General features: G+C 70.4%; 24 protein-coding genes. 12 read left to right on the top strand and 12 right to left on the bottom strand.

The window, feature by feature from the left end; all coding sequences use genetic code 11:
• Positions 1 to 21 precede the first annotated feature (21 nt).
• Positions 22 to 1,233, bottom strand: coding sequence for a pyridoxal phosphate-dependent aminotransferase (locus OG766_RS22560; protein ID WP_266382256.1), 1,212 nt, complete (start codon positions 1,231 to 1,233; stop codon positions 22 to 24).
• A gap of 112 nt (positions 1,234 to 1,345) precedes the next feature.
• Between OG766_RS22560 and OG766_RS22565 the strand changes: the two genes are divergently transcribed.
• Positions 1,346 to 1,975 carry an alpha-ketoglutarate-dependent dioxygenase AlkB gene (locus OG766_RS22565; RefSeq protein WP_266382258.1) on the top strand — a complete coding sequence of 210 codons (630 nt, stop codon included), beginning with the start codon at positions 1,346 to 1,348 and terminating at the stop codon, positions 1,973 to 1,975.
• A 178-nt stretch (positions 1,976 to 2,153) separates the two neighbouring features.
• Positions 2,154 to 3,383 carry a cation:proton antiporter gene (locus tag OG766_RS22570; RefSeq protein ID WP_266382261.1) on the top strand — a complete coding sequence of 410 codons (1,230 nt, stop codon included), beginning with the start codon at positions 2,154 to 2,156 and terminating at the stop codon, positions 3,381 to 3,383.
• Positions 3,384 to 3,387: 4 nt separating this feature from the next.
• Here OG766_RS22570 and OG766_RS22575 read toward each other — a convergent pair whose 3' ends face one another.
• Genes OG766_RS22575 through OG766_RS22585 form a run of 3 tightly spaced genes read right to left on the bottom strand, consistent with a single transcriptional unit; the run spans position 3,388 to position 5,788 of the window.
• Positions 3,388 to 4,758: a cytochrome P450 gene (locus OG766_RS22575; RefSeq protein ID WP_328726061.1), complete on the bottom strand. Its 1,371-nt coding sequence runs from the start codon at positions 4,756 to 4,758 to the stop codon at positions 3,388 to 3,390.
• A complete protein-coding gene (locus OG766_RS22580) occupies positions 4,755 to 4,997 on the bottom strand; it encodes a DUF397 domain-containing protein (RefSeq protein WP_266382265.1) in 243 nt (80 codons plus the stop codon). Before OG766_RS22580 ends, OG766_RS22575 begins: the two co-directional genes overlap by 4 nt.
• Positions 4,994 to 5,788 carry a helix-turn-helix domain-containing protein gene (locus OG766_RS22585; protein ID WP_266382267.1) on the bottom strand — a complete coding sequence of 265 codons (795 nt, stop codon included), beginning with the start codon at positions 5,786 to 5,788 and terminating at the stop codon, positions 4,994 to 4,996. The genes OG766_RS22580 and OG766_RS22585 overlap by 4 nt, the downstream gene beginning before the upstream one ends.
• A 100-nt stretch (positions 5,789 to 5,888) precedes the next feature.
• Here OG766_RS22585 and OG766_RS22590 point away from each other — a divergent pair, with 100 nt between their 5' ends.
• Together OG766_RS22590 and mptB are read left to right on the top strand one after the other, a co-directional pair.
• Positions 5,889 to 7,028 carry an ATP-binding protein gene (locus OG766_RS22590; RefSeq protein ID WP_328726062.1) on the top strand — a complete coding sequence of 380 codons (1,140 nt, stop codon included), beginning with the start codon at positions 5,889 to 5,891 and terminating at the stop codon, positions 7,026 to 7,028.
• Positions 7,029 to 7,077: 49 nt separating this feature from the next.
• Positions 7,078 to 8,559 (top strand): polyprenol phosphomannose-dependent alpha 1,6 mannosyltransferase MptB, encoded by a 1,482-nt coding sequence (gene mptB, locus OG766_RS22595; RefSeq protein ID WP_328726063.1) that lies wholly within the window; start codon positions 7,078 to 7,080, stop codon positions 8,557 to 8,559.
• Here mptB and OG766_RS22600 read toward each other — a convergent pair.
• Complete coding sequence (locus OG766_RS22600) at positions 8,483 to 10,114, bottom strand: N-acyl-D-amino-acid deacylase family protein (RefSeq protein WP_328726064.1); 1,632 nt, start codon at positions 10,112 to 10,114, stop codon at positions 8,483 to 8,485. The genes mptB and OG766_RS22600 overlap by 77 nt on opposite strands.
• Positions 10,115 to 10,201: 87 nt before the next feature.
• Entirely contained in the window at positions 10,202 to 11,494 is a 1,293-nt protein-coding gene (locus OG766_RS22605; RefSeq protein WP_328726065.1) for an alanine racemase, read from the bottom strand.
• A gap of 184 nt (positions 11,495 to 11,678) precedes the next feature.
• On the opposite strand from OG766_RS22605, the gene OG766_RS22610 reads away from it, so the two are divergent.
• The 4 genes from OG766_RS22610 (at position 11,679) to OG766_RS22625 (ending at position 15,446) form a co-directional block, all read left to right on the top strand.
• Entirely contained in the window at positions 11,679 to 12,701 is a 1,023-nt protein-coding gene (locus OG766_RS22610; protein ID WP_443045614.1) for a sugar kinase, read from the top strand.
• Entirely contained in the window at positions 12,698 to 13,447 is a 750-nt protein-coding gene (locus OG766_RS22615; RefSeq protein ID WP_266382282.1) for an IclR family transcriptional regulator, read from the top strand. Before OG766_RS22610 ends, OG766_RS22615 begins: the two co-directional genes overlap by 4 nt.
• Positions 13,444 to 13,854: a RidA family protein gene (locus tag OG766_RS22620; RefSeq protein WP_266382285.1), complete on the top strand. Its 411-nt coding sequence runs from the start codon at positions 13,444 to 13,446 to the stop codon at positions 13,852 to 13,854. Before OG766_RS22615 ends, OG766_RS22620 begins: the two co-directional genes overlap by 4 nt.
• A 131-nt stretch (positions 13,855 to 13,985) precedes the next feature.
• Positions 13,986 to 15,446 (top strand): GntP family permease, encoded by a 1,461-nt coding sequence (locus OG766_RS22625; protein ID WP_328726066.1) that lies wholly within the window; start codon positions 13,986 to 13,988, stop codon positions 15,444 to 15,446.
• An 83-nt stretch (positions 15,447 to 15,529) separates the two neighbouring features.
• On the opposite strand, the gene OG766_RS22630 is transcribed toward OG766_RS22625, so the two are convergent.
• The gene (locus tag OG766_RS22630) at positions 15,530 to 16,399 is read right to left on the bottom strand and encodes a TIGR04222 domain-containing membrane protein (protein WP_328726067.1); all 870 of its coding nucleotides are present in this window, start codon (positions 16,397 to 16,399) and stop codon (positions 15,530 to 15,532) included.
• 111 nt (positions 16,400 to 16,510) lie between these two features.
• Positions 16,511 to 17,854, bottom strand: coding sequence for a M14 family metallopeptidase (locus OG766_RS22635; RefSeq protein WP_328726068.1), 1,344 nt, complete (start codon positions 17,852 to 17,854; stop codon positions 16,511 to 16,513).
• A gap of 161 nt (positions 17,855 to 18,015) precedes the next feature.
• Between OG766_RS22635 and OG766_RS22640 the strand changes: the two genes are divergently transcribed.
• Positions 18,016 to 19,335, top strand: a complete 1,320-nt coding sequence (locus tag OG766_RS22640) for an Nramp family divalent metal transporter (RefSeq protein ID WP_328726069.1) — start codon at positions 18,016 to 18,018, stop codon at positions 19,333 to 19,335.
• Between the two features lie 22 nt (positions 19,336 to 19,357).
• Positions 19,358 to 19,822: a hypothetical protein gene (locus tag OG766_RS22645; RefSeq protein WP_328726070.1), complete on the top strand. Its 465-nt coding sequence runs from the start codon at positions 19,358 to 19,360 to the stop codon at positions 19,820 to 19,822.
• A gap of 84 nt (positions 19,823 to 19,906) precedes the next feature.
• On the opposite strand, the gene OG766_RS22650 is transcribed toward OG766_RS22645, so the two are convergent.
• The 4 genes from OG766_RS22650 to OG766_RS22665 form a co-directional block, all read right to left on the bottom strand.
• Entirely contained in the window at positions 19,907 to 21,604 is a 1,698-nt protein-coding gene (locus OG766_RS22650) for a chitinase (protein ID WP_266382302.1), read from the bottom strand.
• Between the two features lie 190 nt (positions 21,605 to 21,794).
• Complete coding sequence (locus OG766_RS22655) at positions 21,795 to 22,241, bottom strand: hypothetical protein (protein ID WP_328726071.1); 447 nt, start codon at positions 22,239 to 22,241, stop codon at positions 21,795 to 21,797.
• Entirely contained in the window at positions 22,238 to 22,903 is a 666-nt protein-coding gene (locus OG766_RS22660; protein WP_328726072.1) for a hypothetical protein, read from the bottom strand. Before OG766_RS22660 ends, OG766_RS22655 begins: the two co-directional genes overlap by 4 nt.
• 25 nt (positions 22,904 to 22,928) lie before the next feature.
• Complete coding sequence (locus OG766_RS22665; RefSeq protein WP_328726073.1) at positions 22,929 to 24,470, bottom strand: hypothetical protein; 1,542 nt, start codon at positions 24,468 to 24,470, stop codon at positions 22,929 to 22,931.
• 423 nt (positions 24,471 to 24,893) lie between these two features.
• Between OG766_RS22665 and OG766_RS22670 the strand changes: the two genes are divergently transcribed.
• Together OG766_RS22670 and cpaB are read left to right on the top strand one after the other, a co-directional pair.
• A complete protein-coding gene (locus OG766_RS22670) occupies positions 24,894 to 25,772 on the top strand; it encodes a hypothetical protein (RefSeq protein WP_328726074.1) in 879 nt (292 codons plus the stop codon).
• A 149-nt stretch (positions 25,773 to 25,921) separates the two neighbouring features.
• On the top strand, positions 25,922 to 26,632 hold the full coding sequence (cpaB, locus tag OG766_RS22675; protein WP_266382317.1) for a Flp pilus assembly protein CpaB: 711 nt from the start codon (positions 25,922 to 25,924) through the stop codon (positions 26,630 to 26,632).
• Positions 26,633 to 26,636 lie beyond the last annotated feature (4 nt).

The raw sequence follows: 26,636 nt of genomic DNA on the forward strand, positions 1-26,636 counted from the left end.
CTGGGGTCCGGGCCCCGTGGATCATGGCTGGCTGTAGCCGTCCAGGAAGTTCCCGATCCGTGTCACCGCGTCCGCCAGGTCCTTCGCGTTGGGCAGCGTGACGATCCGGAAGTGATCCGGCTCGTGCCAGTTGAAGCCCGTCCCGTGCACCACCATGATCTTCTCGGCCCGCAGCAGGTCCAGCACCATCTGCCGGTCGTCCTTGATCTTGTAGACGTCCGGGTCGAGGCGCGGGAAGAGGTACAGCGCCCCCTTCGGCTTCACGCACGTCACGCCCGGGATCTGCGTCAGCAGGTCGTACGCCGTGTCCCGCTGCTCCAGCAGTCGCCCGCCAGGCAGCACCAGGTCCTCGATCGACTGGCGCCCCTGGAGCGCGGCGGCGACCGCGTGCTGCGCCGGCATGTTCGCGCACAGCCGCATGTTCGCCAGGATCGTCAGGCCCTCGATGTACGAGGAGGCGTGCGCCTTCGGGCCGCAGACCGCGAGCCAGCCGCTGCGGTAGCCGGCCACCCGGTAGTTCTTCGACATCCCGTTGAACGTCAGCACCAGCAGGTCCGGCGCGATCGAGGCGGTCGGGGTGTGCGTGGCGCCGTCGTAGAGGATCCTGTCGTAGATCTCGTCGGAGCAGACCACCAGACGGTGCCGGCGGGCGATCTCCGTGAGGCCGCGCAGGACCTCGTCGTCGTAGACCGCGCCCGTCGGGTTGTTCGGGTTGATGATCACGATCGCCTTGGTCCGATCGGTGATCTTCCGCTCGATGTCCGCGAGGTCCGGCATCCAGTCGGACTGCTCGTCGCACCGGTAGTGCACGGCCGTCCCGCCCGAGAGCGACACGGACGCCGTCCACAGCGGATAGTCCGGCGCCGGTACGAGCACCTCGTCGCCGTCGTCGAGCAGCGCCTGCATCGACATCTGGATCAGCTCGGATACGCCGTTGCCGAGGTAGATGTCCTCGACCGAGAGCGGAACGCCCTTGGTCTCGTAGTGGCTCATGATCGCGCGCCGTGCGCTCAGCAGGCCCTTCGCGTCCCCGTAGCCGTGCGCGTCGCCGACGTTGCGGAGGATGTCCTCGAGGATGGCCGGCGGGCACTCGAAGCCGAACGCGGCCGGGTTTCCGGTGTTCAGCTTGAGGATGCGATGACCGGCAGCCTCCAGCCGCATCGCCTCCTCGAGCACCGGGCCCCGGATCTCGTAACAGACGTTGGCGAGCTTCGTCGACTGGATCACCTGCATGACGTGAGCTTACGGGCCCTCCGGAATGCGCGCTTCGTGTTTTGGGCCACGCCGGACCCCCGCGGAATCACTCAATCGTTCATACGTTCGGTTTCGTGGGTACTCTGGAGGCATGGCAGGCCATCTGCAGGGTTCGCTCTTCGACCAGACCGACGAGATCCGTCCCGGTCCGCTGACGGGCATCCGCCGCACCGTGCTCGGGCAGGGCGCCTGGCTCGACGTCCTGCCGGGCTGGCTCAGCGGCGCCGACGCGCTGTTCGAGGAGCTCGCCGAAGTCGTCCCCTGGCGCGCCGAACGCCGCCAGATGTACGAGCGCGAGGTCGACGTGCCCCGCCTGCTCGCCTACTACGGCGACGGCGACCCGCTGCCGCACCCCGTCCTCACCGAGGCCCGGGACGCACTCTCCGCGCACTATGCCGCCGAACTCGGCGAACCCTTCGTGACCGCCGGGCTCTGCTACTACCGGGACGGCCACGACAGCGTCGCCTGGCACGGCGACCGCATCGGGCGCGGGGCACGCGAGGACACGATGGTGGCCATCCTCTCCGTCGGCACCCCGCGCGACCTCGTCCTGCGCCCGCGGAGCGGCGGCCGCGAACCGGTCCGCAAGGCCCTCGGCCACGGCGACCTCGTCGTCATGGGCGGCTCCTGCCAGCGCACCTGGGAGCACGCCGTGCCGAAGACGACGCGGGCGGTGGGAGCGCGGATCAGCATCCAGTACCGCCCGCGCGGCGTGAACTGACGGACGTACCGCTGTGAACTGACGGACGTACCGCGCCCGGAGCGATGCTGCCGGGATCACGGCAATGGGCGACTCGCGGCGCTGTCGACGCGGCCCCGCGAGGCGTCCGCCCTAGGCTCTGTGCGATCCGGGCGATCCGGGCGATCCGGGCGATGCGCGAAGCGGAGAGCGGGGTTGCATGCTTGCCGTCACGGTCATCGCGGGAGTTCTGTTCGTCTGGGCGCTGCTGGCCCACAGGCTTTCACGCTGGAGCATCACCGCGCCCATCGCGATGATGGGCGCCGGCATCGCGCTGACCGCCGGGTCGGGACCCCCGCTCCATTTCGAGCTGGAGACCTCCGTCTTCGAGCACGCCGTCGAGGTCATTCTGGCCCTGCTGTTGTTCGTGGACGCCATCGAGCTGCCCGGCGGTGCTCTCGGACGTGAGAAGGGTCCCGTCACCCGTCTGCTCGCCGGCGGCCTGCCGCTGACCCTGTGCGCCGCGTTCCTGACCGGCTTGCTCCTCTTCCCCGGCCAGTCGGGATGGCTGCTGGCGGTCCTGGCGACCATCGTCGTACCGCTGGACCTGGCCCCCACCGCCGCCGTCGTCCGTGACCGCAGGATCCCGGCCCGGCTACGGGAGCTCCTCAACGTCGAAGGCGGCCTCAACGACGGCATCGTCTCGCCGGTCTTCCTCCTCTGCCTCGCCGCGGCCGTCGAATCGCACGGCGCCCACGCCGACTACGGCCAGGCGGTGCTGGAGGCGGTCGGGGCGGCCGGCTGGGCCCTCGGGGCCGGTCTCGCCGTCGGATGGGTGGCCGGCCGTCTGCTGCGCCTGTCGTGGTCGCGCGGGTGGACCGAGCTGTCGGCGATGAGGCTGGGCGTCCTCGCCGTGCCGCTGGCGGCGTACACCCTCTCCAGCGCCCTGGGAGGAAACGGATTCGTCGCTTCCTTCGTGGCCGGCGTGGTGATCGGCCCGGCGGTGAGGCAACTTCCCAAGGGCGTGGCGGAGCTGACCGACGATCTGGTCGTCCTCCTCTGCCTCGGGCTGTGGTTCCTCTTCGGACAGATCGTCAACGACGCCTTCGGCGACAGCTTCCAGGTCTCGGTGATCCTCTACGCGCTGCTCGCCGTCACGCTGTTCCGCATGCTGCCCGTCCTGCTCGTCCTCATGAGGACGGACATCGCGCCGGCGGACAGGCTGTTCCTGGGCTGGATGGGCCCGCGAGGCATCACATCCATCGTCTTCGGATCGCTGGCGGTCATCGAGCTCCCGGACGCCAACGCGGACTTCATCGCGCGCGTCATGGTGATCACCGTGATGCTCAGCATCGTCCTCCACGGGCTGAGCGCCGAGCCGATCGCCCGCTTCTACGCCCGGCGCTCCACCGCCCGGCAGGCCGAGAGCCCACCGGCGACGGTGGAGTGATCCGCTAGGAGGCGCCGACGGGCCGCAGCAGACAGCGCGCGGGGGCGTCCGCGCGCAGCGTGATGCCCGCGTGGACGGGGACCTCCTGGTGCACGGCCTCCAGCTCGTACTCCCGAAGGATCATGGAGAGCGCCAGCACCGACTCCAGCATCGAGAAGTGCTGCCCGATACACGCGCGCGGGCCGCCGCCGAACGGGAACCAGGCGTACCGCGGACGTTCCTTCTCCGGCTCGGGCAGGAACCGCTCAGGATCGAAGCGCTCCGGCTCCTCCCAGTACCGGGGATGCCGGTGCGTCACCCACGGCGCCACGACCACATCCGCACCGGCCGGAATCGCGAACCCGCCGATCTCCGTGGCCTCGACCGCTCGCCGCCCGATCGCCGGCGCCGCCGGATACAGCCGCATGGCCTCCTTCAGCACCCTGGTCAGGTACGGCAGCGCGTCGAGGTCGTACGCCTCGGGGGTGCGCCCCGCCAGTACGCGCTCGGCCTCCGCCCGCGCCCGCGCCTGCTGTTCGGGATGGCGGGCGAGGAGATGGAGAGCGAAGGCGAGCGACGTGGCCGTCGTCTCGTGCCCCGCGAGGAGGAAGATCAGCACCTGGTCCCTGATCTCGGTGGCGTCCAGGCTGCCGTCCTCCGCGCTCTGCGCCTGCGCGAGCAGAGTCAGCAGATCGTCGCCCTTCGCCGCGTCCCCCTCCGCGCGCCGCTCCTCGACGATCCGGTCGCAGACGGCGTACAGCTCGTCCATGGCGGACGCGGCCCTGCGGTTGTCCGGAATCGGCCAGTGGCGGGGCGGGTTGACGGGCGAGAGTCCGCGCCGGAGCGTATAGCTCCCGATGACGGGGAAGCACCGCTCCACGACGAAGATCGCGTCCTCGACGCCCGTACCGAACAGGATCCGGGCCACGGCGCGCAGAGCGAGCCCCGTCATCTCGTCGATGACGTCCACGGTGCCGCCCGGGGCGCTGCCCCAGCGGGTGAGGAGAGCGGAGGTCTCGTCGGTGACGGCGGAGGCGTAGCCGTCCACGCGCTTGCGGGTGAAGAGCGGCTGCACCAGCCGCCGCTGCCGGAGGTAGTCGTCGTCCTGGCTGGTCAGCAGACCGTTCCCGAACGACTCCCGGACCTCCTGGTAGAACGCGTTGTCCTTGCGGAAGTTGGCCGATTCCGTCGCCAGGACCTGCTGGGCGCCCTCCGCCGAGAACACCCCGTACAGCTCCATCCGCAGCCCTGGCGGGCCCGCGGTGAACCGGACGACGTCTCCGTGCTCCCGCTGACCGGCGAGGAACGTGCCGAGCGAGTCCCGCTTGAGGTCGAACATCGAGCCCAGTAAGGGCAGTCCGGCGGGTCCGGGTACGCGTGTGCCGGCAGACGTCATGCGGTGACGCCTCCCAGGAACGCGGTCCACGCGTCGCCGGCGACGGCGAAGCGGGGGCTGGTGTCGCCGAGCTTGGAGTCACGGACGTGAACGGTGTGGGGGCAGGTGGCGACCTCGACGCAGGCGCCGCCTTCGTCATCGCTGTAGGTGGACTTGTGCCAGTCGAGGGCGACTTCTATGCAGGCACTGCCCTGGTCGTCGCTGTAGCTGGACTTGAACCACGTGAGTCTGTCGCTCATAGCTCTTCGGCCACCTTTCTGAGGGACCCGGCTGAGTCCTCGACGCAGAGGGCGTGCCTGCGGATCATGTCATGGCGCTGAGTTAGTTCACTGACCTTGGCTGGTTCAGCGTAAAGCGCACTGGTCGTCTGCCCTTCGGCGAAGGCGTAGTGCTCATGGTCAGGAGTCTCCAGCAGAACGATCGAGCCCGCCAGCGCGAGGCCGCTGCAACGGCCCATAGGCAGCACCTGGACGGATACGTTCCGCAACTCGGCTGCTTCAAGGAGGGTTTGTAGCTGGCGCTTCATTGCTTCACGTCCGCCGACCATGGTGCGCAGTGACGCCTCGTACAGCACGAAGCTGAACAGAGTGCTCGCCCTGCGTGTCAGTGCATCTTGCCGCTGCAATCGTGCACTTACGCGCTCATCCACCGTCTCGTCGTCCAGCGGAGGGCAGCTCTCGCTGATCAGTGCTCGCGCGTACTCCTCGGTCTGGAGCAGCCCAGGGATCAGCAACGGCTCGTACCAGTGCAGCGCGATCGCTTCCGCCTCGATCGCCATGTACTCCTGCGATCGTGCTGGAAACGGCTCCGGCTTCAAGAACTCCTGCGCCGCCAGTAACTTCCCCTGCGCCCCGCACATCTGGTCCGCCACCTGAAGCAGCCGCACGCTGGGCTTGCGGCGGCCCTGCTCCATGGACTTGACCGTCTCGTACTCGTAGTTCGCCTCCTTGCCCAGCTCCTCCCTGCTGATTCCCGCTTCCGTCCGCCAGAGCTTGATCTGGTTGCCGCAGTACCGCCAGGTCTCCGTCACGGGTCCGCCCTCCCCGGTACAGGTACGCGTGGGGTACAACCACCGTGCGTACTCAGGTCGTTACTTCATGAGGCTAGGGCGCGCCAGCAGCGTAGGAGCCATGAATCAGCACATCGAGTGGCGGCTGCCCCGCAGCCCACGCAGTGCGGGCCGCGCCCGCGCGTATCTGGTCGGGCAGGCGCGGGAGTGGAAGCTCCCGGACGACACGACGGAGACCGCCGTACTGCTGCTCAGTGAGCTGGTCACGAACGCCTGCCGGCACGCGCGGGTGTCGCCGGGCCGTGAGGTGTGGACGCGGTGCGTGCTGCGGGACGGGGTGCTGCGGATCGAGGTCTCGGACGCGAGCGACGTGCTCCCGTGCCCGCGGTCGGCCGCGCCCGACGACGAGTCGGGGCGCGGGCTCGCGCTCGTGGAGGCGCTCGCCGACGCGTGGGGTGCGTATCCGCGGGAGTGCGGGATCGGGAAGACGGTGTGGTTCGAGGTGGGGGCGGGTGTCACCGGGGACGGGGTGCGTGTTCACCGTGGGTGTGCTGCGCTTGGGGGTGTGGACGGTGTGGACGAACCGCGAGGAGGCGCCATGACCCACACGACGAAGCCGACGCGGGAATCCCGGCACCTGGAGGGAATGCGGGGCCGGCGTTACGGCGAGGTCCTGCTCATCTCGCCCACCGAGGACGGCGGACTCAAGGGGGCCGTCTACAACACCTTCGGGCTCAACGACTGCCCGCTCGACAAGTGGAACGCCCTCGACGGGGTCGCCCTGGCGGAGCGCTTCCAGGTGCCGATGGTCTTTCTGAACGGCCCGCGCTTCTGGACGATCGACGAGGTCACGACCTACGCGTGGGGAGACGTCGAGAAGTTCGACGGACTGGAGGCCCGCTGGGCCGCCGACGTGCGTATCCCCACGGAGATCGACGTGTCCGGCGCCACGCCCAGGAAGTTCTACGTCGACACCACGGTGGAGCGGGACACCGAGTACGTCCTGGACGCCGGGAAGCCCGTGTACGCGCTGGTCGGCCCGGGCGGGCGGACGTACATCCTCCAGGCGTACTCGCACACCGTGGACGACAGCCAGACCATCGATTCCCTGTCCACGCTCGGCGAGCGCCTGGAGCTGCCGCAGGGGTGGCGCTTCCGGGTGCACACACCCGACGAGGACATGCACGTACGGACGGCGGACAACAAGGCCACCGTCCTGCAGGACGAGCTGGAGAACACGTACATGCTCAACATCCCCTGAGGTCAGGTCCCCCCCAGGGCCCGGGGCCGGGCGCTGTAGGCTCGGCCGGGTGCAGAGTGTGACCGGGGTGCGCCGGCTGGGGGCGAGCGGAGCGCTGGCGATCGCCGCCGGAGGCACGGTCGCAGGGGCCCTGCCGGTTCGCGATCCGTGGGGGCTGTGGGTTCCGCACGGGTCCGTGGTCACCGTCGCGGGCGCCGTTCTCGCGTACGCCGGGCTGACGCTGCTGGTCCTCGCCTGGTGGGCGTACGGAAGGCTCCTGGCCAAGGGGGAGGGGCCCGGGGTGCGGGACACCCTCGTCACCCTCGGCTGGTGGGCCGCGCCCCTCGTCCTCGCGCCGTCGCTCTACAGCGCGGACGTCTACAGCTACATCGCCCAGGGCGCGATGGTCCTCGACGGCCACGATGTCTACACGCACGGGCCGTCGGTCCTCGCCGCGGACTCGCGGGGCGCCGACGCGGCGGCGAGCGTGGGCGGCCACTGGACGGACACCCCGGCGCCGTACGGGCCGGTGTTCCTCGTCCTGGCGAAGGGCGTCGTGTGGGTCACGGGCGGGACCCTCGTCCCCGCCGTCCTCGGAATGCGGCTGATCGCCGTCGCCGCGCTCGTCCTGATCGCCTGGGCGGTGCGGCGGCTCGCGGTGGAGTGCGGGGCGGACGAGAGCCGCGCGCTGTGGCTGGCGGCCCTCAACCCGCTCCTGCTGATGCATGTCGTGGGAGGGGCGCACAACGACGGGCTGATGATCGGCCTCATGCTCACCGGGCTCGTTCTCGCCCTGCGCGGACGCTGGGTCGTGGGCAGTGCGGTCGTCGCCCTCGCCGTGCTGATCAAGTCGCCGGCGGCGCTGGCCCTGCTCTTCATCGGCGTGATCGTCGTACGGCGCGGCGAGGGCTCCCTGGCGCAGCGCCTGCCGAAGGCGCTGCTCGGTCCCGGGCTCGTCGCCGCGGCCGTCGCGGTCGCCGCGACCCTGCTCGGCGGCACCGGATTCGGCTGGCTGCGGACGCAGAGCGTCGCCGGGACCATACACACGCCGCTGTCGCTCTCCAGCGATCTCGGTCAGGGACTGGGCGCGCTGGCCCACGCTCTGACGGGAGCCGAACTCCTCACCGTGAAGGAGGCGGTGCAGAGCCTCGGCCTCGCCGTCGCGGTCGCCGCGATCGCCTTCTTCGCCCTCGGTGCGCTGCGCGGGCGGCTGCACCCCGTGCGCGGTCTCGGCCTGTCGCTGCTGGTGCTGGTCGCGCTCTCGCCGATGGTGCAGCCGTGGTACCTGCTGTGGGGGACGGCGGTGGTGGCGGCGACCGTGTCCGCGTGGGACGACCGGATCGTCCCGGTGCTGATGGTGCTGTCCGCGGCGCTGGTGTACGAGACCGCGCCCTCGGGGCACACGCCGCTCTACGGATTCGTCCTCGCCGCCGTCGCGTGTGCGACGGCGGTCGTGGTGGTCCGGCGCGGGCCGCTTACGGAGCCGGGCGGACCGGGGTCCGGCGGACCGCCCGCCCCGCCAGCACGTCCGTACGCTTCCCGTCCTCGATGACGAACCTGCCGTCGATCAGGACGTGCGGGATGCCCGTCGGGAGCGTGCGCGGGGCGTCGAACGTGGAGCCCGCCGCGACCGTGTCCGGGTCGAACAGCACCAGGTCCGCGCGGTAGCCCTCGCGCACCAGGCCGCGGTCGGGCAGGCGGAGCCGGGCGGCCGGGCGGGAGGTGAGATGGGCGACCGTCTCCTCCAGGGACAGGACGCCGAGGTCGCGGGCGTACCGGCCGAGGTACTGCGGGAACGTGCCGTAGGCACGCGGGTGGGGCTTGAAGCCCTGGAGGATGCCGTCGCTGCCGCCGGTGTGGACGCGGTGGCGCATGATCTCGCGGACGTTCTCCTCGTGTCCGACGTGCTGGAGGATCGTCGAGCCGAGCCGGTCGGCGAGCAGCAGCCGGCGTGCGGTGACCCACGGCTCCTCGCCGCGCGCGGTCGCGCTCTGCGCGATCGTCCTGCCGACGCAGGACGCCAGGCCGGGGTCGGAGACGCCCGAGATCTCGATCGTGTCCCACTCGATGGGCACACCGTGGCAGCCGTCCGAGCCGACGACCTCCAGATGGTGGCGGATCCGCTCGGCGGTGGCGTCGTCGGCGAGGCGCGCCAGGGTCGCCTCCGGGCCGCCCTCGCTCGCCCAGCTGGGCAGGGTGGCGACGAGCGTCGTGCAGCCGGGGGTGTACGGATAGGTGTCGAGGGAGATGTCGGCGCCCGTGTCGAGGGCCTCGTCGAGCAGGGCGAGCAGTTCGGGGGCGCGGCCCTTGTTCACGCCGAAGTTCATGGTGGCGTGGGCGAGATGGAGGGCGCAGCCGGCGTCGCGGGTGAGGCCGACCATCTCCTCGTACGCCCGCAGGGCGCCGGCGCCGTAGCTGCGGTGGTGGGGGCAGTAGTAGCCGTCGTAGCGGGCCACGACCCGGCACAGCTCGGTGAGTTCGGCGTCGTTCGCGTACATGCCGGGGGTGTAGGTGAGGCCGGAGGACATGCCGACGGCGCCCTGCTCCAGGCCCTCGGCGACGAGCTGCTTCATGCGCACGAGCTCGGCGTCGGTGGCGGGGCGGTCGTCCCAGCCGACGGCGTACATGCGGACGGTGCCCTGGGGGACGAGGTAGGCGGCGTTGACGGCGATGCCCTGGCCGCCGTGGGAGCGGTCGAGGCGGTCCAGGTACTCGCCGACCGTGCGCCAGTCGAAGTCGATGTCGGAGCCGTCGCCGTTCCAGCCGGTGATGGACCTGCGGACCTCGGCGAGCGTGCGGTCGTCGACGGGCGCGTACGACAGGCCGTCCTGGCCGAGGACTTCGAGGGTCACGCCCTGGGCGGCCTTGGCGCCGTGGTCGGGGTCGCGAAGCAGCGCGAGGTCGCTGTGCGCGTGCATGTCGATGAAGCCGGGGGCGAGGGCGAGGCCGTCGGCGTCGATCGTGCGCCGGGCCGTGGGGCGGGGGCCGCCGCCCTCGCGCTCCCGGGTGATGGTGGTGATCCGGCCGTCCTCGACGCCGACGTCGGCGCGGTAGGAGGCACCGCCGGTGCCGTCGATGACGCGTACGTCGCGAATGACGAGGTCCATCGGGGTGCCTTTCTGGCTGCGTCGGGGTGTCGGACGTGGGGAGGCCGGGTTGTCGGGCAGCCGGGAGGCCGGGCTGCCCGACGTCGGTCAGAAGAACGTGCGGATGTAGTCCGTGACCGTGCCGTCCGACTCGGCCACGGGGATCAGCTGCCACTTGTCGAACGACGTGCACGGATGCGACAGCCCCATGCCGACCCAGTCCCCGACCTCCAGGTCCGCGTCCTCCTCCGTGCGGATCCAGGCGTGCTGGTCGGACAGCCCGGTCACCGTGATGCCCGCGGCCGGCCGGACCGACCCGTCCCGGGCGTCGCGGACGACCTGGGCCTGCGGCAGGTCGAGGTCGTACGCGGCGTCGCGCTTGCCCGCGTTGGCGAAGGCCTGCTCCCGGGTCGGCCGGGAGACGACCTGGGCCCAGAGGCGGAACGCCGGTTCCAGGGCGCCCTCCTCGGGGACGCGGTTGAACGGCGTGAGGTGCTTGTAGTGGCCGTCGTCGTGGGACACGTACGCCCCGGAGCGCAGCAGTTTCAGCACCGGACGGGACAGTTCCGGGATCTCCGCGAAGACCTCGGCGACGGAGTCGAACCAGGCGCTGCCGCCCGCGCTGACCACGACCTCCTCCGCGTCCGCGAACCGGCCGTCCTTGTCGAAGGAGGCGGCGAGCGCGACGAGTCGGCGCAGCCAGTCGCGGACCCGCTCGGGCGTCGCGTCCGGGACCTCGCCCTCGTAGCCCGCGACGCCGACCAGCCGCAGCGTGGGTGCCGCGGCGACCGCGTCGGCGACGGCGGCGCAGTCGGCGTCGGTGCGGGCGCCGGTGCGGGCGCCCTCGCCCGCGCCGAGCTCGACCACGACGTCCACCGGCCGGGTCTCGCGGCCCGAACTCCGCAGCGCCTCGTCCATCAGCTCCACGCCGCGCACGGAGTCGACGTAACAGACGAACCGGAAGTCGGGGTCGCGCTCCAGCTCGCCGGCGAGCCAGCGCAGCGCGACCGCGTCGACGAGTTCGTTCGCGAGGAAGATGCGCTTGATCGCGTGCGCGCGGTAGACGCGGACCTGGTGGGGGACCGCGGCGGTGATGCCCCACGCGCCGCGCTCCAGCTGGCGCGCGAAGAGCTGCGGCGACATGGAGGTCTTGCCGTGCGGGGCGAACGCGAGGCCGTGGCGCTCGGCGTAGGTCTCCAGCAGGGCGAGATTGTGCTCCAGGGACTCCGCGGAGAGCGCGAGTACGGGTGTGGTGAAGCCACCGGTGAAGAGGTTGCGCCGCTGGGCGGCCAGCTCGCCGACGGTGAGGCCCTCGGCGTCCGGAGGGAGCGCCTTGAAGCGATGGTCGACGGTCTCGCGGTCCAGCTCCGCGAGCCCTTCGACGGCGTTGTCGGCGGGCATGGTGTGCCTCCTCCAGCTGTGGTTGCAGCATGTGCAATGGTCGTTGCGTATAACGCTTAACGCTGTCTAACATCCGAGCCGACACCGGGTCAATGGACCCGTACGACCAGCGAGGAGCGCCAGGGTGACCGGAACCGCAGCAGTGGACGGTGACGTCGTGGACGTCGTCTGCCTCGGCGAGTCCATGGTCACGTTCCTGCCCTCCCGGCCGGGCCGCCTCGCCGACGTACCGTCCTTCGCCCGCACCATCGGCGGCGCGGAGTCGAACGTCGCGTGCGCGCTGGCCGCGGCGGGGCACGCGGTGAAGTGGGTCAGCCGGGTCGGCGCCGACGGCTTCGGCGACCATCTGATCGCGGCGGTCGCGGCCTACGGCGTCGACACGAGCGGTGTGCGGCGGGACGCGAACCGGCCGACCGGCATCTACTTCCGCACGGCGACCGACCGGGCGACGGACGCGCACGAGGTGCTCTACTACCGGGCCGGGTCCGCGGCGTCCGCGATGTCTCCCACGAACGTTCCCCACGAGGACCTCGACGGTGCGAGGGTGCTCCATCTGTCCGGCATCACCGCGGCGTTGTCGCCGGAGTGCCTGGGGCTGATGCGGGTGCTCACCGCTCGGCGGGCCGGGCGTCCCCTGGTCTCCTTCGACGTGAACCACCGGCCCGGACTGTGGCGCGAGGACCCGGCGGTGCTGCTGGACCTGGCACGCGGGGCGGACGTCGTGTTCGTGGGCGAGGACGAGGCGGAGGAGGCGTGGGGGCTGCGCGGCGCCGCCGCGATCCGGAGCGCGCTGCCGGAGCCGGCGGTGCTCGTGGTCAAGCAGGGGGCGCGGGGCGCCGTGGCGTACACCCGCCCCGCCCGGACCCCTTGTGCCTCCGAGGCCGACGAGGCCGGGCACCCCGAGGACACCGTCACTCACGTTCCCGCGCCGCGGGTCGATGTCGTCGCCGCCGTCGGGGCCGGTGACGCCTTCGCCGCCGGCTTCCTGTCGGCGAGCCTGCGCGGACTGCCCGTGGAGGCGCGGTTGCGGCACGGGCACCTGACGGCCGCCGCCACGCTCACCGTCGCCGGTGACCTCGGCACGCCGCCGCCCACCGCGTACGCGGACCGTCTCGCCGCCCTGGACGACGAGCGCTGGGGGACACTTCACCTCGGCCCCGGCTGGACCGCAGCCGACCAGGCCATGGAGGAGGTACGTACGTCATGAGCCAGACCGTCGACCGCGCCCTCAGCATCCTGCCGCTGCTCGCGCAGGGCCCCGCGGACCTCGGACAGGTCGCCGAGCGGCTCGGCGTCCACAAGTCCACCGCGCTGCGTCTGCTCCGTACGCTCCACGAGCACGGGCTCGTCTACCGCCAGCAGGACCAGCGCTACCGCCTCGGCGCCCGGCTCTTCGCCCTCGCGCAGGAGGCCGTCGAGAACCTCGACATCCGCGAGATCGCCCACCCCCACCTCGTCGCCCTCAACGAGCAGTGCGGGCACACGGTCCACCTCGCCGTCCACGAGGAGAACGAGGTCCTCTACATCGACAAGGTGGAGAGCCGCTACCCGGTCCGGATGTACTCCCGGATCGGCAAGCCCGTCGCGATCACCGTCGCCGCCGTGGCCAAGCTGCTCCTCGCCGACCTGCCCGAAGCCGAACGCCGCGCGATCGCCGAGCGCCTCGACTTCCCCATGTACACGCCCCGTTCGATCCCGAACGCCGTCGCCTTCCTCAGGGAGCTGGCGACCGTACGCGAACAGGGCTGGGCCACCGACCTCGGTGGCCACGAGGAGTCCATCAACTGCATCGGGGCCCCGATCCGCGGTGCGGACGGCCGTGTCGTCGCCGCCATGTCGGTCTCCGCGCCGAACGTGGTCGTCACCGCCGAGGAACTCCTCACCCTGCTCCCGCTGGTGCGCCGCACCGCCGACGCCATCACCCGTGACTACTCAGGCAAGGACACCGTATGACCGAGAAGACCGCGATCACCCCCGCCACCCACACCACCCCGCCCGCCAAGTTCTCCCACGGCGTGCGCAAGGGCAACATCCTCCAGGTCGCCGGACAGGTCGGCTTCCTCCCGGCCGTCGAGGGCCAGGCGCCCACCGTCGTCGGGCCGGCCCTGCGCGAGCAGACCCTCCAGACCCTCGCCAACGTCAAGGCGATCCTGGAGGAGGGCGGCGCGAGCTGGGACGACGTGATGATGATCCGTGTCTACCTCACCGACGTGGACCACTTCGCGGAGATGAACGCGATCTACAACGCGTACTTCGAGGAGCAGGGCCTCAAGGAGGCCCCCGCCGCCCGTACGACCGTGTACGTCGGCCTGCCCGCCGGACTGCTCGTCGAGATCGACGCCCTGGCGGTCCTGAGCTGAGCCGGGCCGAGCTGATCCCGTTAGCGCTTCCCCACGAGCTGATCCCGCTGCACCAGCCGCTCCACGGCACGGCGCCCTCCGCACGGCGCCGTGCCGCGCTCCCCCCTACCCGAAAACGAGGTCCCCCTGCCATGCTGCTCGCCGCAGACGCCCCACCACCGCCCACACCCCACACGGGCGGACTGCTCCTCCTCATACCCGGGACCGCCGGGCTGCTGACCGTCGCCGCACTCGGTATCGCCCTCCTCCTCGTCCTGATCATCAAGATCAGGCTGCAGCCGTTCGTCGCGCTGCTCGCCGTCTCCATATCCGTCGGCCTCGCCGCCGGGCTCTCCGTCACCGAACTCTTCGGCACCATCCAGAAGTCCGCCGCCGTCTCCGTCATCGAGACCGGCATGGGCGGCATCCTCGGCCATGTGGCGATCATCATCGGCCTCGGCACGATGCTCGGCGCGATCCTCGAAGTGTCCGGCGGCGCCGAGGTGCTGAGCAGCCGTCTGCTGAACCTCTTCGGCGAGAAGCGCGCCCCGCTCGCCATGGGCCTCACCGGCCTCATCTTCGGTATCCCCGTCTTCTTCGACGTCGGCATCTTCGTCCTCGCGCCGATCGTCTACGCGGCCGCCAAGCGCTCCGGCAAGTCGATCCTGCTGTACGCGATGCCGCTGCTCGCGGGCCTGTCCATGACCCACGCCTTCCTGCCGCCCCACCCCGGCCCGGTCGCCGCCGCCGGTCTGCTGCACGTCTCGCTCGGCTGGGTCATCCTCATGGGCATCGTCGTCGGCATCCCGGCCGTCCTCGCCGCCTGGGTCTACGCCTCCTGGATCGGCAAGCGCATCTTCGTCCCCGTACCGGAGGACATGGTCGAGGCCGCGGAGGACGCCAAGGCCGCGGTGGCGGCCGACCGCAAGGGCGCCGACGAAGCCCCCGTCCCGCTCGGCACGGTCCTGGCCATCATCGGTACGCCGCTGGTCCTCATCCTCGCCGCGACGTTCTCCTCCATCGCGCTGGAGGAGTCCACGCTGCGCTCGGTCATCGAGTTCTTCGGCAACCCCTTCGTCGCCCTGACGATCGCCCTGTTCCTGGCGTACTACCTGCTGGGCATCCGGCGCGGCTGGTCCCGCAGGTCGCTGGAATCGGTGTCCACCCAGTCCCTCAAGCCGGTCGGCAACATCCTGCTCGTCGTCGGCGCGGGCGGCGTCTTCGGCGCCGTCCTGAAGGCCAGCGGCGTCGCCCAGGCGCTCTCCGACACCTTCAACGACGTCGGTCTGCCGGTCATCGTCCTCGCCTATCTGATCTCGCTCGTGCTGCGCGTCGCCCAGGGCTCCGCGACGGTCGCGATCGTGACGACCGCGGGCATCGTCCTCCCGCTCGTCGAGGGCGGCGGCCACTCGCAGGCCTTCCTGGCCCTCGTCATCATGGCGATCTCGGCCGGCTCGATCTTCGCCTCGCACGTCAACGACGGCGGGTTCTGGATCGTTTCCAAGTACTTCGGCATCTCGGAGCGGGACACGCTGAAGTCCTGGACGGTGCTGGAGTCGGTGCTCTCGGTGGCGGGCTTCGCGGTGGCGGCGGCACTCAGCCTCGCGGTGTAGCGGCCGGCCGTCGCGCGGCAGGCTCGTACGGACCCGCTTCCGGCTCCCGGTTCCCGGTTCCCGGCTTCCGGTTCCCGTACGGGTCAGCCGCCGCAGCCCCCGCCACAGCCGCCCCCGCAACCGCCCCCGCCTCCGCACCCGGAACCCTTCGTACCGTCGGGGGCGATGCGGCGCCGTATCTTGGCGTCCGCGATGGCCTTCGTGCCGAGGAGGGCGACGCCCAGGCCGTTCGCCTCCGTACCCAGGTGCAGTCCGGGCCGGTCCAGGTTCGCCCAGTGCGAGCCGGACCGGCCCTCCTGCTCGTCCCGGCTCTTGTACTCCGCATGCAGTTGGCGCAGGGCCGCCTGCCCCGCCGGGGTGAGCCGGTCCAGGCGTACGACGCACAGCCTCAGGGCGATCCCGGTGCCGGCGACGATGCCCAGGGCCGCGGCGGACGGCTCGAACAGGCCGCCCGACGCCGTGAGCGCGATGCCCAGGGCCGCGATGCAGAGGACGGTGTGCGCCACGGACCACGCGTTCCAGCGGCGGGTCGTCCCCGTGTCCCAGAGGAAGGCGTCCTTCACCAGCCGCGAGGTCAGTTGGTCCACCGGCCCGGCGGTGGCGAGCGCCTGCCGGGCCTCGGCGGAGGTGATCCTGAGGCCGAGGCCCTTGGCCAGGAGGATCCCGTCCACCGCCGTCGACGCCGCGGCGCCGTCCGCCGCGGGCTGGATCGTATGGCCGCGCTTCGTGGACCGGATCCGGCCGGCGGCGTGCAGCCGGAACAGGACGGTGTGGGTGAGCCGCGGCACGCCGCCCGCGAGGACGGCGACGGTCAGCGGATCGTGAGGCAACGGCGCGGGCGGCCGTTGCGCGTTCTCCCGAACGGCCCGGCGCCGGAAGCGGATCAGTACGGTCAGCGAGGCGCCGATCAGCAGCGCCGCCGTCACCGTGGCCAGGGTCATGATGACCGTCATGTGGCACTCCCCCCGTCGTGGCACACGATGGTGTTGTGCCACGACGGGAGAAGATTCAACCACCTTCTCGGTCATCTGTTTCCGGACAGATTCAGGTGGGCTCGGAGCGGCTCAGGAGCAGTACTGCTGCTCCTTGCCGATCGACCGGTACATGCAGTCCGAGTTCTCCAGCAGCTGCAGCACCGCGTCGCGGTTACGGCTCGTCTCGCGCTCGATCACCTCGTCGGGCGGGTAGAAGCCGCCGCCGCCGAAGCCCGTCGGGTACATCTCGAAGGTGTACGCGAAGATCTTCTGGTTGCCCCACAGCCAGTCGTCGATCGACCCGTCCGTGATGTACAGGTCGCTGGACTGCTCGGGCGTGTAGCCGTTGCTCGCCGCCATCTTCTGGCCGACGGTGGCGAAGGCGTCCCGGTCGTCCTGGGTCAGGCCCGGGGCGGTGTTCGCCGTCGTGTAGCCGTACGGCCAGAGCACCAGCTCGCTGTAGGTGTGGAAGTCGATGCCGGTCTTGATCTGCTGCTTGCCGCCGACCACGCGGGAGCGCACGAAGTCGGCGACGACCTTCACCTCGGGCGCGGACTCGGCGGCCCGGCCGCGGTAGGTCTCGGAACCCGTGGAGCCCGAGGAGCCGCCGCAGCAGCCCCACTTGTAGTTCCAGTTGCGGTTCATGTCCGTACCGACCGACGAGGAACCGGAGTTGGGCTGCCGGTTCTTGCGCCAGCTGCGGTAGGAGCCGGTGGCGATGTCGTACTCGCCGCCGTCCGGGTTGAGGTCCGGCACGATCCAGATCTCGCGGCCGTTGACCGCGTTGGTGATGCGCGAGTCGCTGCCGTAGTCGTCGCCGAGCTCACGCAGCAGGTACAGCGCCATCTCGACCGTGAGGTGCTCGCGCGCGTGCTGGTGGTGGGTGAAGAGGACCTCGGGCTCGTTCTCGTCCGTGCCGACGTTGTCGCTGATCTTGATGGCGACGATGTCCCGGCCCTGGTACGACTTGCCGATCACCCGCTTGCTCATGATGCTCGGGTGGGCGGCGATGCGCTGGTCGATCTCCGTGGTCATCTCCGCGTAGTTGTGGTAGCGGGCGTCCGCCGACGGGAAGTCGAACGGTTCGGCCGCCGCGCCCGCGGCCTTGCGCGCCGGCGGTGCGGGCAGGGCTTCGAGGACATGGCCGAGGGCGCGGAGCCGCTTGGCCTGGGCGGCGTCCGCGCTGATGACGACCGTGTGGTCATGGGCCTCGTCGATCGAGACACCGGTGGCGGCGATGGCGGTGCGCTCGGCGACCGTGGACGGGCCGTGGATCTCGTACTGCCTCGTCTGCTCCTCGGCAGGGGCCTGGGCGGTCGGGGCGTTGTCCGGCGCGGGCGAGGCGGTGGCCGTGAACGGGACCGCGACGGCGAGCGCCAGCAGAGCCGCGAGGGTGACCGACCTTCCGCCGCTGCCGCGAATACGAAGTCGCATGCTGTCTCCTGGGTAGGGAGTGTGGGGGTGGCTGAATGCGACGTGCGGGTGATGCGGGTGTGACGGGCACATGGTCGGGGTATGGCATGGCCCGGTCAAGAGCGAGCTTCGGCCACGAGTTCTGATGACGCTCAACGTTGAGCGGAAAGGCGGCGGCAACCATGGCGGACACGGCAGGCACAGTAGACCCGGGAGGCGCGGTGGGCGCAGGAGGCACGGCGGCGGACGGGGCGGGCACACCGGCCACTCCCCTCCGCAAGGCGAGTTGGCGCCACATCGGCCCCGGCATCGTCGTCGCCGCGACCGGCGTCGGCGCCGGTGACCTCGTCGCCACGCTGATCGCGGGCAGCAAGTTCGGCTACACCCTGCTGTGGGCCGCGGTCATCGGCTGTCTCGTCAAGATCTCCCTCGCGGAGGCCGCGGGCCGGTGGCATCTCGCCACCGGCCGCACCCTCTTCGACGGCTGGCGCAGCCTCGGCTCATGGACCACGGTCTACTTCGCCGGGTACGTCGTCGTCTGGGGCTTCGTCTACGGCGCGGCCGCGATGTCCTCCAGCGCCCTCCCGCTCGGCGCCCTCTTCCCCGACGTCATGGACCTCAAGTTGTGGGCCGTCGCGTGCGGTCTCGTCGGACTGGTCTTCGTCTGGTTCAACCGGTACGCCGTGTTCGAGAAGGTCATGACGGTACTGGTGGGCGTGATGTTCGTCGTCACCGTCTATCTGGCCGTCCGTGTCACCCCGCACCTGGGCGACGCGTTCGCCGGCCTCGTGCCGGTCCTCCCGGACGGTTCCCTCATCTACACGCTGGGGCTCATCGGCGGCGTCGGCGGCACCATCACGCTGGCCGCGTACGGCTACTGGGTCAATGCCAAGGGCTGGAAGGACGCCGGCTGGATGAAGGTGATGCGGCTCGACAACCGTGTCGCCTACCTCACCACCGGCATCTTCGTGGTGGCGATGCTCTTCGTCGGTGCCGAACTGCTGCACTCCTCGGGGGTCGCACTCGCCAAGGGCGACAAGGGCCTGCTGGACCTCGGCACCGTCCTGGAGGACCGCTACGGCGCCACCACCGCCAAGGTCTTCCTGATCGGCTTCTTCGCCACGTCCTTCACCTCGCTGATCGGGGTCTGGCACGGCGTCAGCCTGATGTTCGCGGACTTCGTCGCCCACTACCGTCCGTCACTCGTACCGTCCGGCACCCCCCGTGAGAGGTCCCTCCCGTTCCGCGCGTACCTGCTGTGGCTCACCTTCCCGCCGATCGCGCTGCTCTTCCTCAACCAGCCCTTCGGCCTGGTGATCGTCTACGGCGTGATCGGGGCCTTCTTCATGCCGTTCCTCGCGCTGACCCTGGTCTGGCTGCTCAACTCCTCCCGCACACCGAGGGAATGGCGCAACGGCTGGCTCAGCAACGGCATGCTGGCCACAGCCGGGCTGCTTTTCATCGTGCTGTGCGTGCAGCAGGTGCGGGAACTCCCGTGGTGAACCGCCCGCCATACTGGCGTACATGACATACGGCCCGCCGCCGCCGTCGTACGGGCCGCAGCCCGGCTTCGGCCCTCCGATACCGGTGCCCGCGCAGCCTCCGTACGGGCCGCCGCAGCCCTCGTACGGTCCGCCCCAGGTCCCGTACGGGGCGCCCCAGCCTCCGTACGGTCCGCCGCCCCCCGCGGTGGACCCCGAGTTCGTCGCCCACGACCGGCACAACTCGGTCATCGTCGACGGGTCGGGTGTGGCCCTGGAGATCCAGGGCCACGCCCTGGAGTTCCCCTGGGCCCAGATCGCGACCGTGCACTACGCCCCCGCCCCGTACGGCACCGTGCTCATGGTCGCCGTCGCCCACGCCGGCGGCATGCTCTACGAGTGCCGGGTCACCGCCCGCCGCAAGACCGTGCTCCGGGAGTGGCTCGAGGAGATCGCTCCCGTCGTCCACTTCTACCTCACCCTCCCCGGCCGTCCGCAGACGTACTGACCGGCCGCACGCAAGCGGCAGCGCCGCCGGTGGGGACGACGGCGCTGCCTGTCGCGGGGAGGGTGAGGGGTGGGGCAGGTCGGGTTACGGCAGGTTGTGGACGTGCGGTCCGACCGCGTTGGACCAGGCGTTTCCGGCCGTCGCGTCCCAGTTCGTCGACCAGGTCATCGCACCGCGCAGCGACGGGTACGTCCGCGAGGGCTTGAACGAACCGCAGTTGGTGCCGCGGGTCAGGCAGTCCAGCGCGTTCTTCACGATCTGCGGATCGACGTACCCGCTGCCCGCGCCTCGGGTGGACGCCGGGACACCGAGGCCGACCTGCGACGGGTCGAGACCGCCCTCGAGCTGGATGCAGGCGAGCGCGGTGAGGAAGTCCACCGAGCCCTGGGAGTAGACCTTCTGGTCGCAGCCGAGCATCGAACCGCTGTTGTAGTACTGCATGTTGACGACCGTGAGGATGTCCTTCACCGCGAGCGCGGTCTTGAAGTACTCCGTGCCGGTGTTCTGCATGTCGATGGTCTGCGGCGCCATCGTCAGGACGAGCGAGGAGCCCGCCTTCTGCGACAGCTGGCGCAGCGCCTTCGTCAGATAGGTGGAGTTGATGCCGTGCTCGAGGTCGATGTCGACACCGGTGAAGCCGTACTGCTGCATCAGTGACCAGGCGCTGTTGGCGAAGGCGGTCGCGGAGGCGTCACTGTTGATGGTGACGTTGCCCTTCTCGCCGCCGACCGAGATGATCACCGACTTGCCGGCGCTCTTCTTCGCGCTGATGTCGCTCTTGAACTCGTCCACCGAGCCGTAGCCGACGGCCGGGTCCAGATTGAAGGTGATCTCACCGGGCGTCGCCGTCGAGTCGGCGAACGACACCGCGATGATGTCGTACTGCGACTGCACGTCGCGCAGCTTCTGCACGGTGGCGCCGTTGTTGAAGTTCTGCCAGTAGCCGGTCAGCGCGTGCCTCGGCACGGCCGGGTTGCCCGTGCCGCCGCCGTTGGTCGTCGTCCCGGTCACCGCCGCGGACTTCGGTGACTCCCCGGCGGCGTTCGTCGCGCTCACCTGGAACTGGTACGACGTCGACGCCGCCAGCCCCGTCACGGTGGACGAGGTCCCGGTCACCGACTGGACCTTGGCGCCGTTGCGGTACACGTTGTAGCCGGTCGCGCCGGAGGCGCCGTTCCAGCTCAGCGCCACGGACGACGAGGTCACCGCACCGACGGCCAGCCCACCGGGGGTCGGCGGCACCACCGGGTCGGGGTCACCGCCGCCGCCCCCGTCCGGCCCGAACACCGAGACGTCGTCGGCGTAGTAGGCCGCCTGTCCGTACCAGCCGTGGGTGTAGACGGTCACCGACGTCGTGCTCGCGCCCGTCGTGAAGCTGGTGCTCAGCTGCGACCAGCCGGAGCCGCCAGGTGTCCAGGTCGACACGTCGGACGTCCCGGTCCCGCTCGCGCCGAGGTACACGTACGAGCCCTGGACCCAGGCGCTCAGCTGGTACGTCGAGTTGGGCTTCACCGTCACGGTCTGCGAACACTTCGCGTGGTCCTGGCCGCTGGGCGTGCCCCTGAGCGCCGAAGTCCCGCTGCGCACGGGCGAGGACACCGCGGCCCCGCTCCCGGCGGAACAGGTCCAGTTGGCGAGTCCCGACTCGAACCCGGCGTTCTTCGCGTTGTTCACATCGGCGGCCACCGCGGTGCCCGCGCCGCCGGCCAGCCCGAGTCCGGCGCCCACGGCCAGCGCCAGGACTCCGCCGAGCCATCTCCGTCTGCGTGTGGTGCGTTCCACTTTGCTGCCTCCGTGGGGGAGTTGGGGGAGAGGAGAGAGGGGAGGGAGGACGTACGGGAACGGTGGCCACCGCTTGGCGTAAAGCTGGTCCAGACCAATCCGGTTGTCAAGACCTCTGGCGGAAGGTCGTATACGAAAGGGCCCGGTCCCCACCGGACCGAGCCCTGCCCGTCGAGCGTCCCTGCGGCGCTCAGCCGTCCTCCTGCAAACGGTCCGCCGCGCACCCCACCACACACCCCACGACCAGCACCGCGTTCGACATCAGCAGCCCCTCGAACGCCAGTTGCTCCCACTGCACCGCCATGTTCAGCAGCTGCGCCGCCACCGGCACGGTGAGCGCCGCCGTCAGATGCCGCGGCGTGGAGTACCGGTACGGGTCCCCGTGGATGCGGGCCGCGGCCCAGGCGGCGAGTGCGATGCACACGGCGTTCGGCAGATGGATCAACAGCAGACGGCCGCCGAACGTCTCCATCCGCGATGCCGTCGCCACGTGCTCGTACACGACCGTGGCCTGTACGTACTCGGTGAACACCAGAACGACGACTCCGGCCGCCCAGGCGCGCACGAGCGCGAGCACTCCCGCTCCGCGCCCCTCGTCCCGCCGGGCCGGTGCCCCGGGATAGCCGTACCTCGTCATCCGCGCACCGTGACCGACTCGATGATCCTCTTCAGGTCGTCGTCCCCGAGCCGCCCCTGCACCGCGTCGACACGGACCGCGTACGCCTTCCTGTCCGCGTCGAGACCCGCGACGATCACGCCGCCGACCCGGTCCCCCTTCACCGTGAACGCGAAGTCGATCCGCCGGGCCTGAGACCTCCCGCCCTCCGGGCCGGCGACCGTGATCTCCTTCTGGCCCTTGAGCGTGGAGCCCAGCGCGATCCCGGCCTCGGCGCCGATCGCCGCCTCCTCGGCCGAGTCGGCCTCGGTGAAGCCCAGCTGCACGGTGATCGTGCCGACCACCCGGCCGCCCTCGCTCAGAGTGGCCGCCGCCGCGTTGAACCTGCTGCGGCCGGCGTCGCCCTGCTCCTTGAACGCGGGCGGATGGGCGACCGTGACGGCGGCGGTCTCCAGGACCCCCCAGCCCTCGGGTGCCGTCCCGGCCCGCGCCCCCGACCCGCACGCGGCGGTGCCCAGCAGGGCCACGGTCAGGGATGCGGTCAGGGACGCGGCCGAGAGCAGCCGCCCGGCGGTTCTTCTCGCGGTGCTCAGGGCCCCGGCGTTCGTGGCGTGGGTGCTCGTCGCGCCGGGGTTCGTGGCGCGGGTGCTCGTCGCGTCGGCGCTCATGGCGTCGGTACCCATGGCCTCGGTGCTCCTGTCGCCGGGATCAGCTCGCACAGTAGCTGTACGGGACATAGCTGCGGCCACCTCCCTGTGGCGCGCCCAGGAACTCCGCGTCATCGAGGATCTCCTCCCTCTTCTCGGTGGAGACCGAGAAGCCGAGACTCAGTCCCAGGTTGAGCTCGAAGCCGTACTCCGCCGCATCGGTCAGGCCCGTGTACGTCGTCCGGCTCGACAGCCCCTCGTCGAAGAGCAGCTGTCCGAACGGGTCGTCGTTCCCGGGCCGCTTCGTCGGCGAGTGGTCGCCGAACATGTAGCTGAAGGGCGCCGCGTACTGCCCGTTCCCGTCCAGCCACTGCTGGGCGATCGCGCGCTGCTTCGCGCCCTCGGCGCCCGGCGGGAGGACGACGGAGTCGGTGACGACCTCGATGCCCGTCTCCTGGTCGCTGCCCTTGGCCGAGCCGCTTCCGCCGCGTTTGTCGGAGCCCTCCTTGCCGTTGTCTCCGCCGACCTTCACCCCGTCCTTGGTGGCACCCTTCTCGACCGTCCGCGTCATGTCGATCCGCAGCAGCTCGCCGGTCCTCTTGTCGTGGGTGACGGTGATGGTCCCCGTCCGGGTCGTCGTCGCGGACGCCTCTCCGCCGAGGGGGCCTGCCTCGTACCCGGCCTTGGTGCCGTACTCGACCGACGCGCTGTAGGTGTACGACTTGGTGCCCTTGAACTCGTTGTCGGTCCAGGTCGCCTCGGGGGAGAACCTGAAGTTCCCGCCGAGCGTGGCGCTGAGCTTCCGTTCGTCGCCGGCCGACAGCTTGAGCCCGCCGGCCGCACCGGCCTCGATGCCGACCTTGCCGTAGCTGATGTGCCGGTTGCCGAGCTGCTCGTCGATGCGGTTGCGCAGCTTCTCCTCCTCGGCCATCGGGCCCTTGCCGAAGAGGTAGAGGATGCTGTTCCCGAGCCCGCCGCCCCGGGCGCCCGCGTGCCGGTTGGTCAGCTCGTAGGTCTTCAGGCTCTCGATGTCGTCGCGGAAGGACTTCGCGTCCGCCTCGCTGTCGAACACCCAGGTGTCCCCGTTGGTGACCTTGATCCCGGCGCCCAGCTCGACCTTGTCGGAGCCGAACCTGCCGACCTTGGCGCCCGGCTTCCAGTCCTTCTTGGCGGCGATCGAGGCGGCGTCGGTGAACGTCATCAGGACCTGCTGGTCGTTCTCGTCGACCGTTCCGTCCCTGTTGACGTCGGTCTTGGCCCGGTACGTCTGCTGCTGGAAGCCGTACTCCTCGCCCCACTCGATGAACAGCAGCTTGCCCTTGGCGCCGGCCTTGTCGCTGACCGACGAGATCTGGCACAGCGCGGGCTCGTAGTCGGCGTCGGTCCTCGGGGCCGCCTCGTCCTGGCCGCTGCCGTCGCCGGTGCCGCAGGAGCCGCCGAAGGTGACCAGGCAGCGCAGCTTCTCGGCGATGGTCCCGTCGATCCCGGTGCCGACGAGTGCACCGATCACGGCGGCGGAGACGACGATGACGCCCACGTACTCCGTGGCCGTGGCGCCCCGGTCGCGTCTCGGGTGGCGTCTGCGGGCGGACCCCTGCTCCATGCCGTACCCCCTCGGACCGTCGAGCCCGTTCCTGTCACCGATGCCGCTTTCGGCACCGACCGGATTCGGACGCTACGGAAGGCCGGCGGCAGCGGCGTGGGTCCTGGGGCCCCATTCCGGGCCCAGAGGGCCTGTTGGGCCCTTGTGAGGGTGAACCCGGGAGGAATTCGCAGAATCGAAGGAACGATTCCTGAAATCCCTTCCCTGATACGGGAGTTAACCTCTGGCCGCTTCGTCCGGTTTGGCCGGTGAGTATTGCGTGAGGGTTGGGGCACTGCGTCTCGAAAGCTGTTCTCTGCCCTGTAGGACGTGGATAAAGTGCTGGTGCAGGAGGAGTACGCAGACCAGTCACGGAGCAGTACGGAGCAGTAGGGATCTGCGGTCGCCGTCACGACGGCGACCGAAGCTGAACGGGGAATCAGCGTGCCGACCGCAATTGCTGTGACCAGCGCCGATCTGGTGCTACCGCCGACCGACCGCCAGACGCCCACCGCGGCGCTGCTGCACTCGCCGGACGCCCAGCCGCTCGATGCCGCGCTCGCCGACATGCAGGTCCTGGTGGAGCAGAACGGCTATGTGATCGCCCTCTACCCCGCCTCCATCCCCGCCGCCCACGAGCGCAGACTGCACACCGTCCGCTCGGTCCTGGAGAGCGACCGCATCGCGCTCCTCAAACTCGATCTGCCGCCGCTCGGGGTGTCCGTCCTGGTCCGCCAGCTCAGGCAGCTGTCCATCTGTGACTTCAGTGCGGGGGTCGTCGCCTCCGCCGCACGGCTCCTGTCGCACTACATCTACGCGGGCGCGCTGCTCAACTCGGTCACCAAGCTCGACCGTGTACCGGTGAGCCTCAAGTCGCACGCCAAGTCCTGGGTGCCGGGCTCGCAGTTCGGGGTCGTGGCCAACCCCACCCCACAGCTGATCAGAATCGGCAACGGAGACCTCACCGGGCCCGAGTTCGCCACACAGCTTCTGGTGGCAAAAGGGCATCTGCAGTCGGAATGGGTGAAATCCACCCTGGCTCCCGCGTGGCAGGTCCAGGGAATGCAGGAGACGGCGTTGCCGGCCGATTCACCGCGCTGGTGGGGAACGCCCCGGATGGTCGAATTCGCCGCCTTTCTCCCTGATATCTCCGTCATCTATCAGCTGGTTTCCTCGGTACGACGGGAGGTGTGCACCTGGTGCGGCATCGAACTCATCGGTGACCGCTGCGGATTCTGCTCGGCACCGCTCGCGGCAGTCGAGAACCGAACGCACGCCACGGGTGTCCTAGGCCAAGGAACACCGATGAACCACGGGTCGTAAGGCGCCGCCGGGGCGGTACGCACGGACCGATGGCGGCCCGGCTGCCCCGGCCGTACGCGCCCGCACCGCACCGCACCTACCGGTCCGCCCGCCAGTCCGCGTATCCGTCCGCTCGTCAGCCCACGTCTCCCAACGAGGTTGCCCCGCTCATGAATTCACGCCAACGCCGCGGCATCATCCTTCTGCTCCTCTCGGTCCTGTGCGCCTTCGGCGCGTTCGCCGGTGTGCTCTCGGTGATCAGCGACGTGAATTCCAAGGTCGGGCCCGAGGTGGACGCCTACCGGGTCAAGTCGGATGTCGCCCCGTACCAGGCCCTGCAGCCCGGCCAGTTCGAGAAGATAAAGATCCCCAAGCGCTGGCTCTCCAAGAACGCGGTGACCGATGTGTCGGTCGTCGGCGGCAAGGTGGCGGTCACCCAGCTCAAGAAGGGCTCGCTGCTCCAGGACGACATGTTCGTCAAGCGGCCCGAACTCGACCGGGACGAGCAGGAGATCGCCATCATGATCGATGCCGCGACCGGTGTCGCGGGCAAGATCAGAGCGGGTGACGCCGTCAACATCTACGCCACGTTCCCGGCCGACGACCAGGGTGGGGTCAAGGCCCAGTCGCGCGTCATCGTCCCCAACGCCCGGGTGCTCGACGTCGGCCGGCTCACCGCGCTCGAGCCCAAGGAGGACGACCGCCGCGGCACCCTGCGCGAGGCCGTCCCGATCACCTTCGCTCTGACGACCAAGGATGCCCAACGTGTGGCGTACGCCGAATCGTTCGCGGTGAACGTGCGGCTCGCGCTGCTCGCCGCCGGCGGTTCGACGCAGCTGCGCCCGGGAGAGGGCACCTACACCCTCGAAGGGGACAAGTGAGAGC

It is taken from the genome of Streptomyces sp. NBC_00259 (genome assembly GCF_036181745.1).
Lineage (GTDB): Bacteria > Actinomycetota > Actinomycetes > Streptomycetales > Streptomycetaceae > Streptomyces > Streptomyces pratisoli.

Coding starts and splice junctions, on each gene's coding strand:
- OG766_RS22665 (WP_328726073.1), bottom strand. CDS start 24,470: ATGGAGCAGGGGTCCGCCCGCAGACGCCACCCGAGACGCGACCGGGGC.
- OG766_RS22605 (WP_328726065.1), bottom strand. CDS start 11,494: ATGCCCGCCGACAACGCCGTCGAAGGGCTCGCGGAGCTGGACCGCGAG.
- OG766_RS22620 (WP_266382285.1), top strand. CDS start 13,444: ATGACCGAGAAGACCGCGATCACCCCCGCCACCCACACCACCCCGCCC.
- OG766_RS22610 (WP_443045614.1), top strand. CDS start 11,679: ATGGTCACGTTCCTGCCCTCCCGGCCGGGCCGCCTCGCCGACGTACCG.
- OG766_RS22580 (WP_266382265.1), bottom strand. CDS start 4,997: ATGAGCGACAGACTCACGTGGTTCAAGTCCAGCTACAGCGACGACCAG.
- OG766_RS22600 (WP_328726064.1), bottom strand. CDS start 10,114: ATGGACCTCGTCATTCGCGACGTACGCGTCATCGACGGCACCGGCGGT.
- cpaB (WP_266382317.1), top strand. CDS start 25,922: ATGAATTCACGCCAACGCCGCGGCATCATCCTTCTGCTCCTCTCGGTC.
- OG766_RS22630 (WP_328726067.1), bottom strand. CDS start 16,399: ATGACGGTCATCATGACCCTGGCCACGGTGACGGCGGCGCTGCTGATC.
- OG766_RS22625 (WP_328726066.1), top strand. CDS start 13,986: ATGCTGCTCGCCGCAGACGCCCCACCACCGCCCACACCCCACACGGGC.
- OG766_RS22645 (WP_328726070.1), top strand. CDS start 19,358: ATGACATACGGCCCGCCGCCGCCGTCGTACGGGCCGCAGCCCGGCTTC.
- OG766_RS22640 (WP_328726069.1), top strand. CDS start 18,016: ATGGCGGACACGGCAGGCACAGTAGACCCGGGAGGCGCGGTGGGCGCA.
- OG766_RS22590 (WP_328726062.1), top strand. CDS start 5,889: ATGAATCAGCACATCGAGTGGCGGCTGCCCCGCAGCCCACGCAGTGCG.
- OG766_RS22655 (WP_328726071.1), bottom strand. CDS start 22,241: ATGACGAGGTACGGCTATCCCGGGGCACCGGCCCGGCGGGACGAGGGG.
- OG766_RS22565 (WP_266382258.1), top strand. CDS start 1,346: ATGGCAGGCCATCTGCAGGGTTCGCTCTTCGACCAGACCGACGAGATC.
- OG766_RS22635 (WP_328726068.1), bottom strand. CDS start 17,854: ATGCGACTTCGTATTCGCGGCAGCGGCGGAAGGTCGGTCACCCTCGCG.
- OG766_RS22660 (WP_328726072.1), bottom strand. CDS start 22,903: ATGGGTACCGACGCCATGAGCGCCGACGCGACGAGCACCCGCGCCACG.
- OG766_RS22615 (WP_266382282.1), top strand. CDS start 12,698: ATGAGCCAGACCGTCGACCGCGCCCTCAGCATCCTGCCGCTGCTCGCG.
- OG766_RS22575 (WP_328726061.1), bottom strand. CDS start 4,758: ATGACGTCTGCCGGCACACGCGTACCCGGACCCGCCGGACTGCCCTTA.
- OG766_RS22570 (WP_266382261.1), top strand. CDS start 2,154: ATGCTTGCCGTCACGGTCATCGCGGGAGTTCTGTTCGTCTGGGCGCTG.
- OG766_RS22560 (WP_266382256.1), bottom strand. CDS start 1,233: ATGCAGGTGATCCAGTCGACGAAGCTCGCCAACGTCTGTTACGAGATC.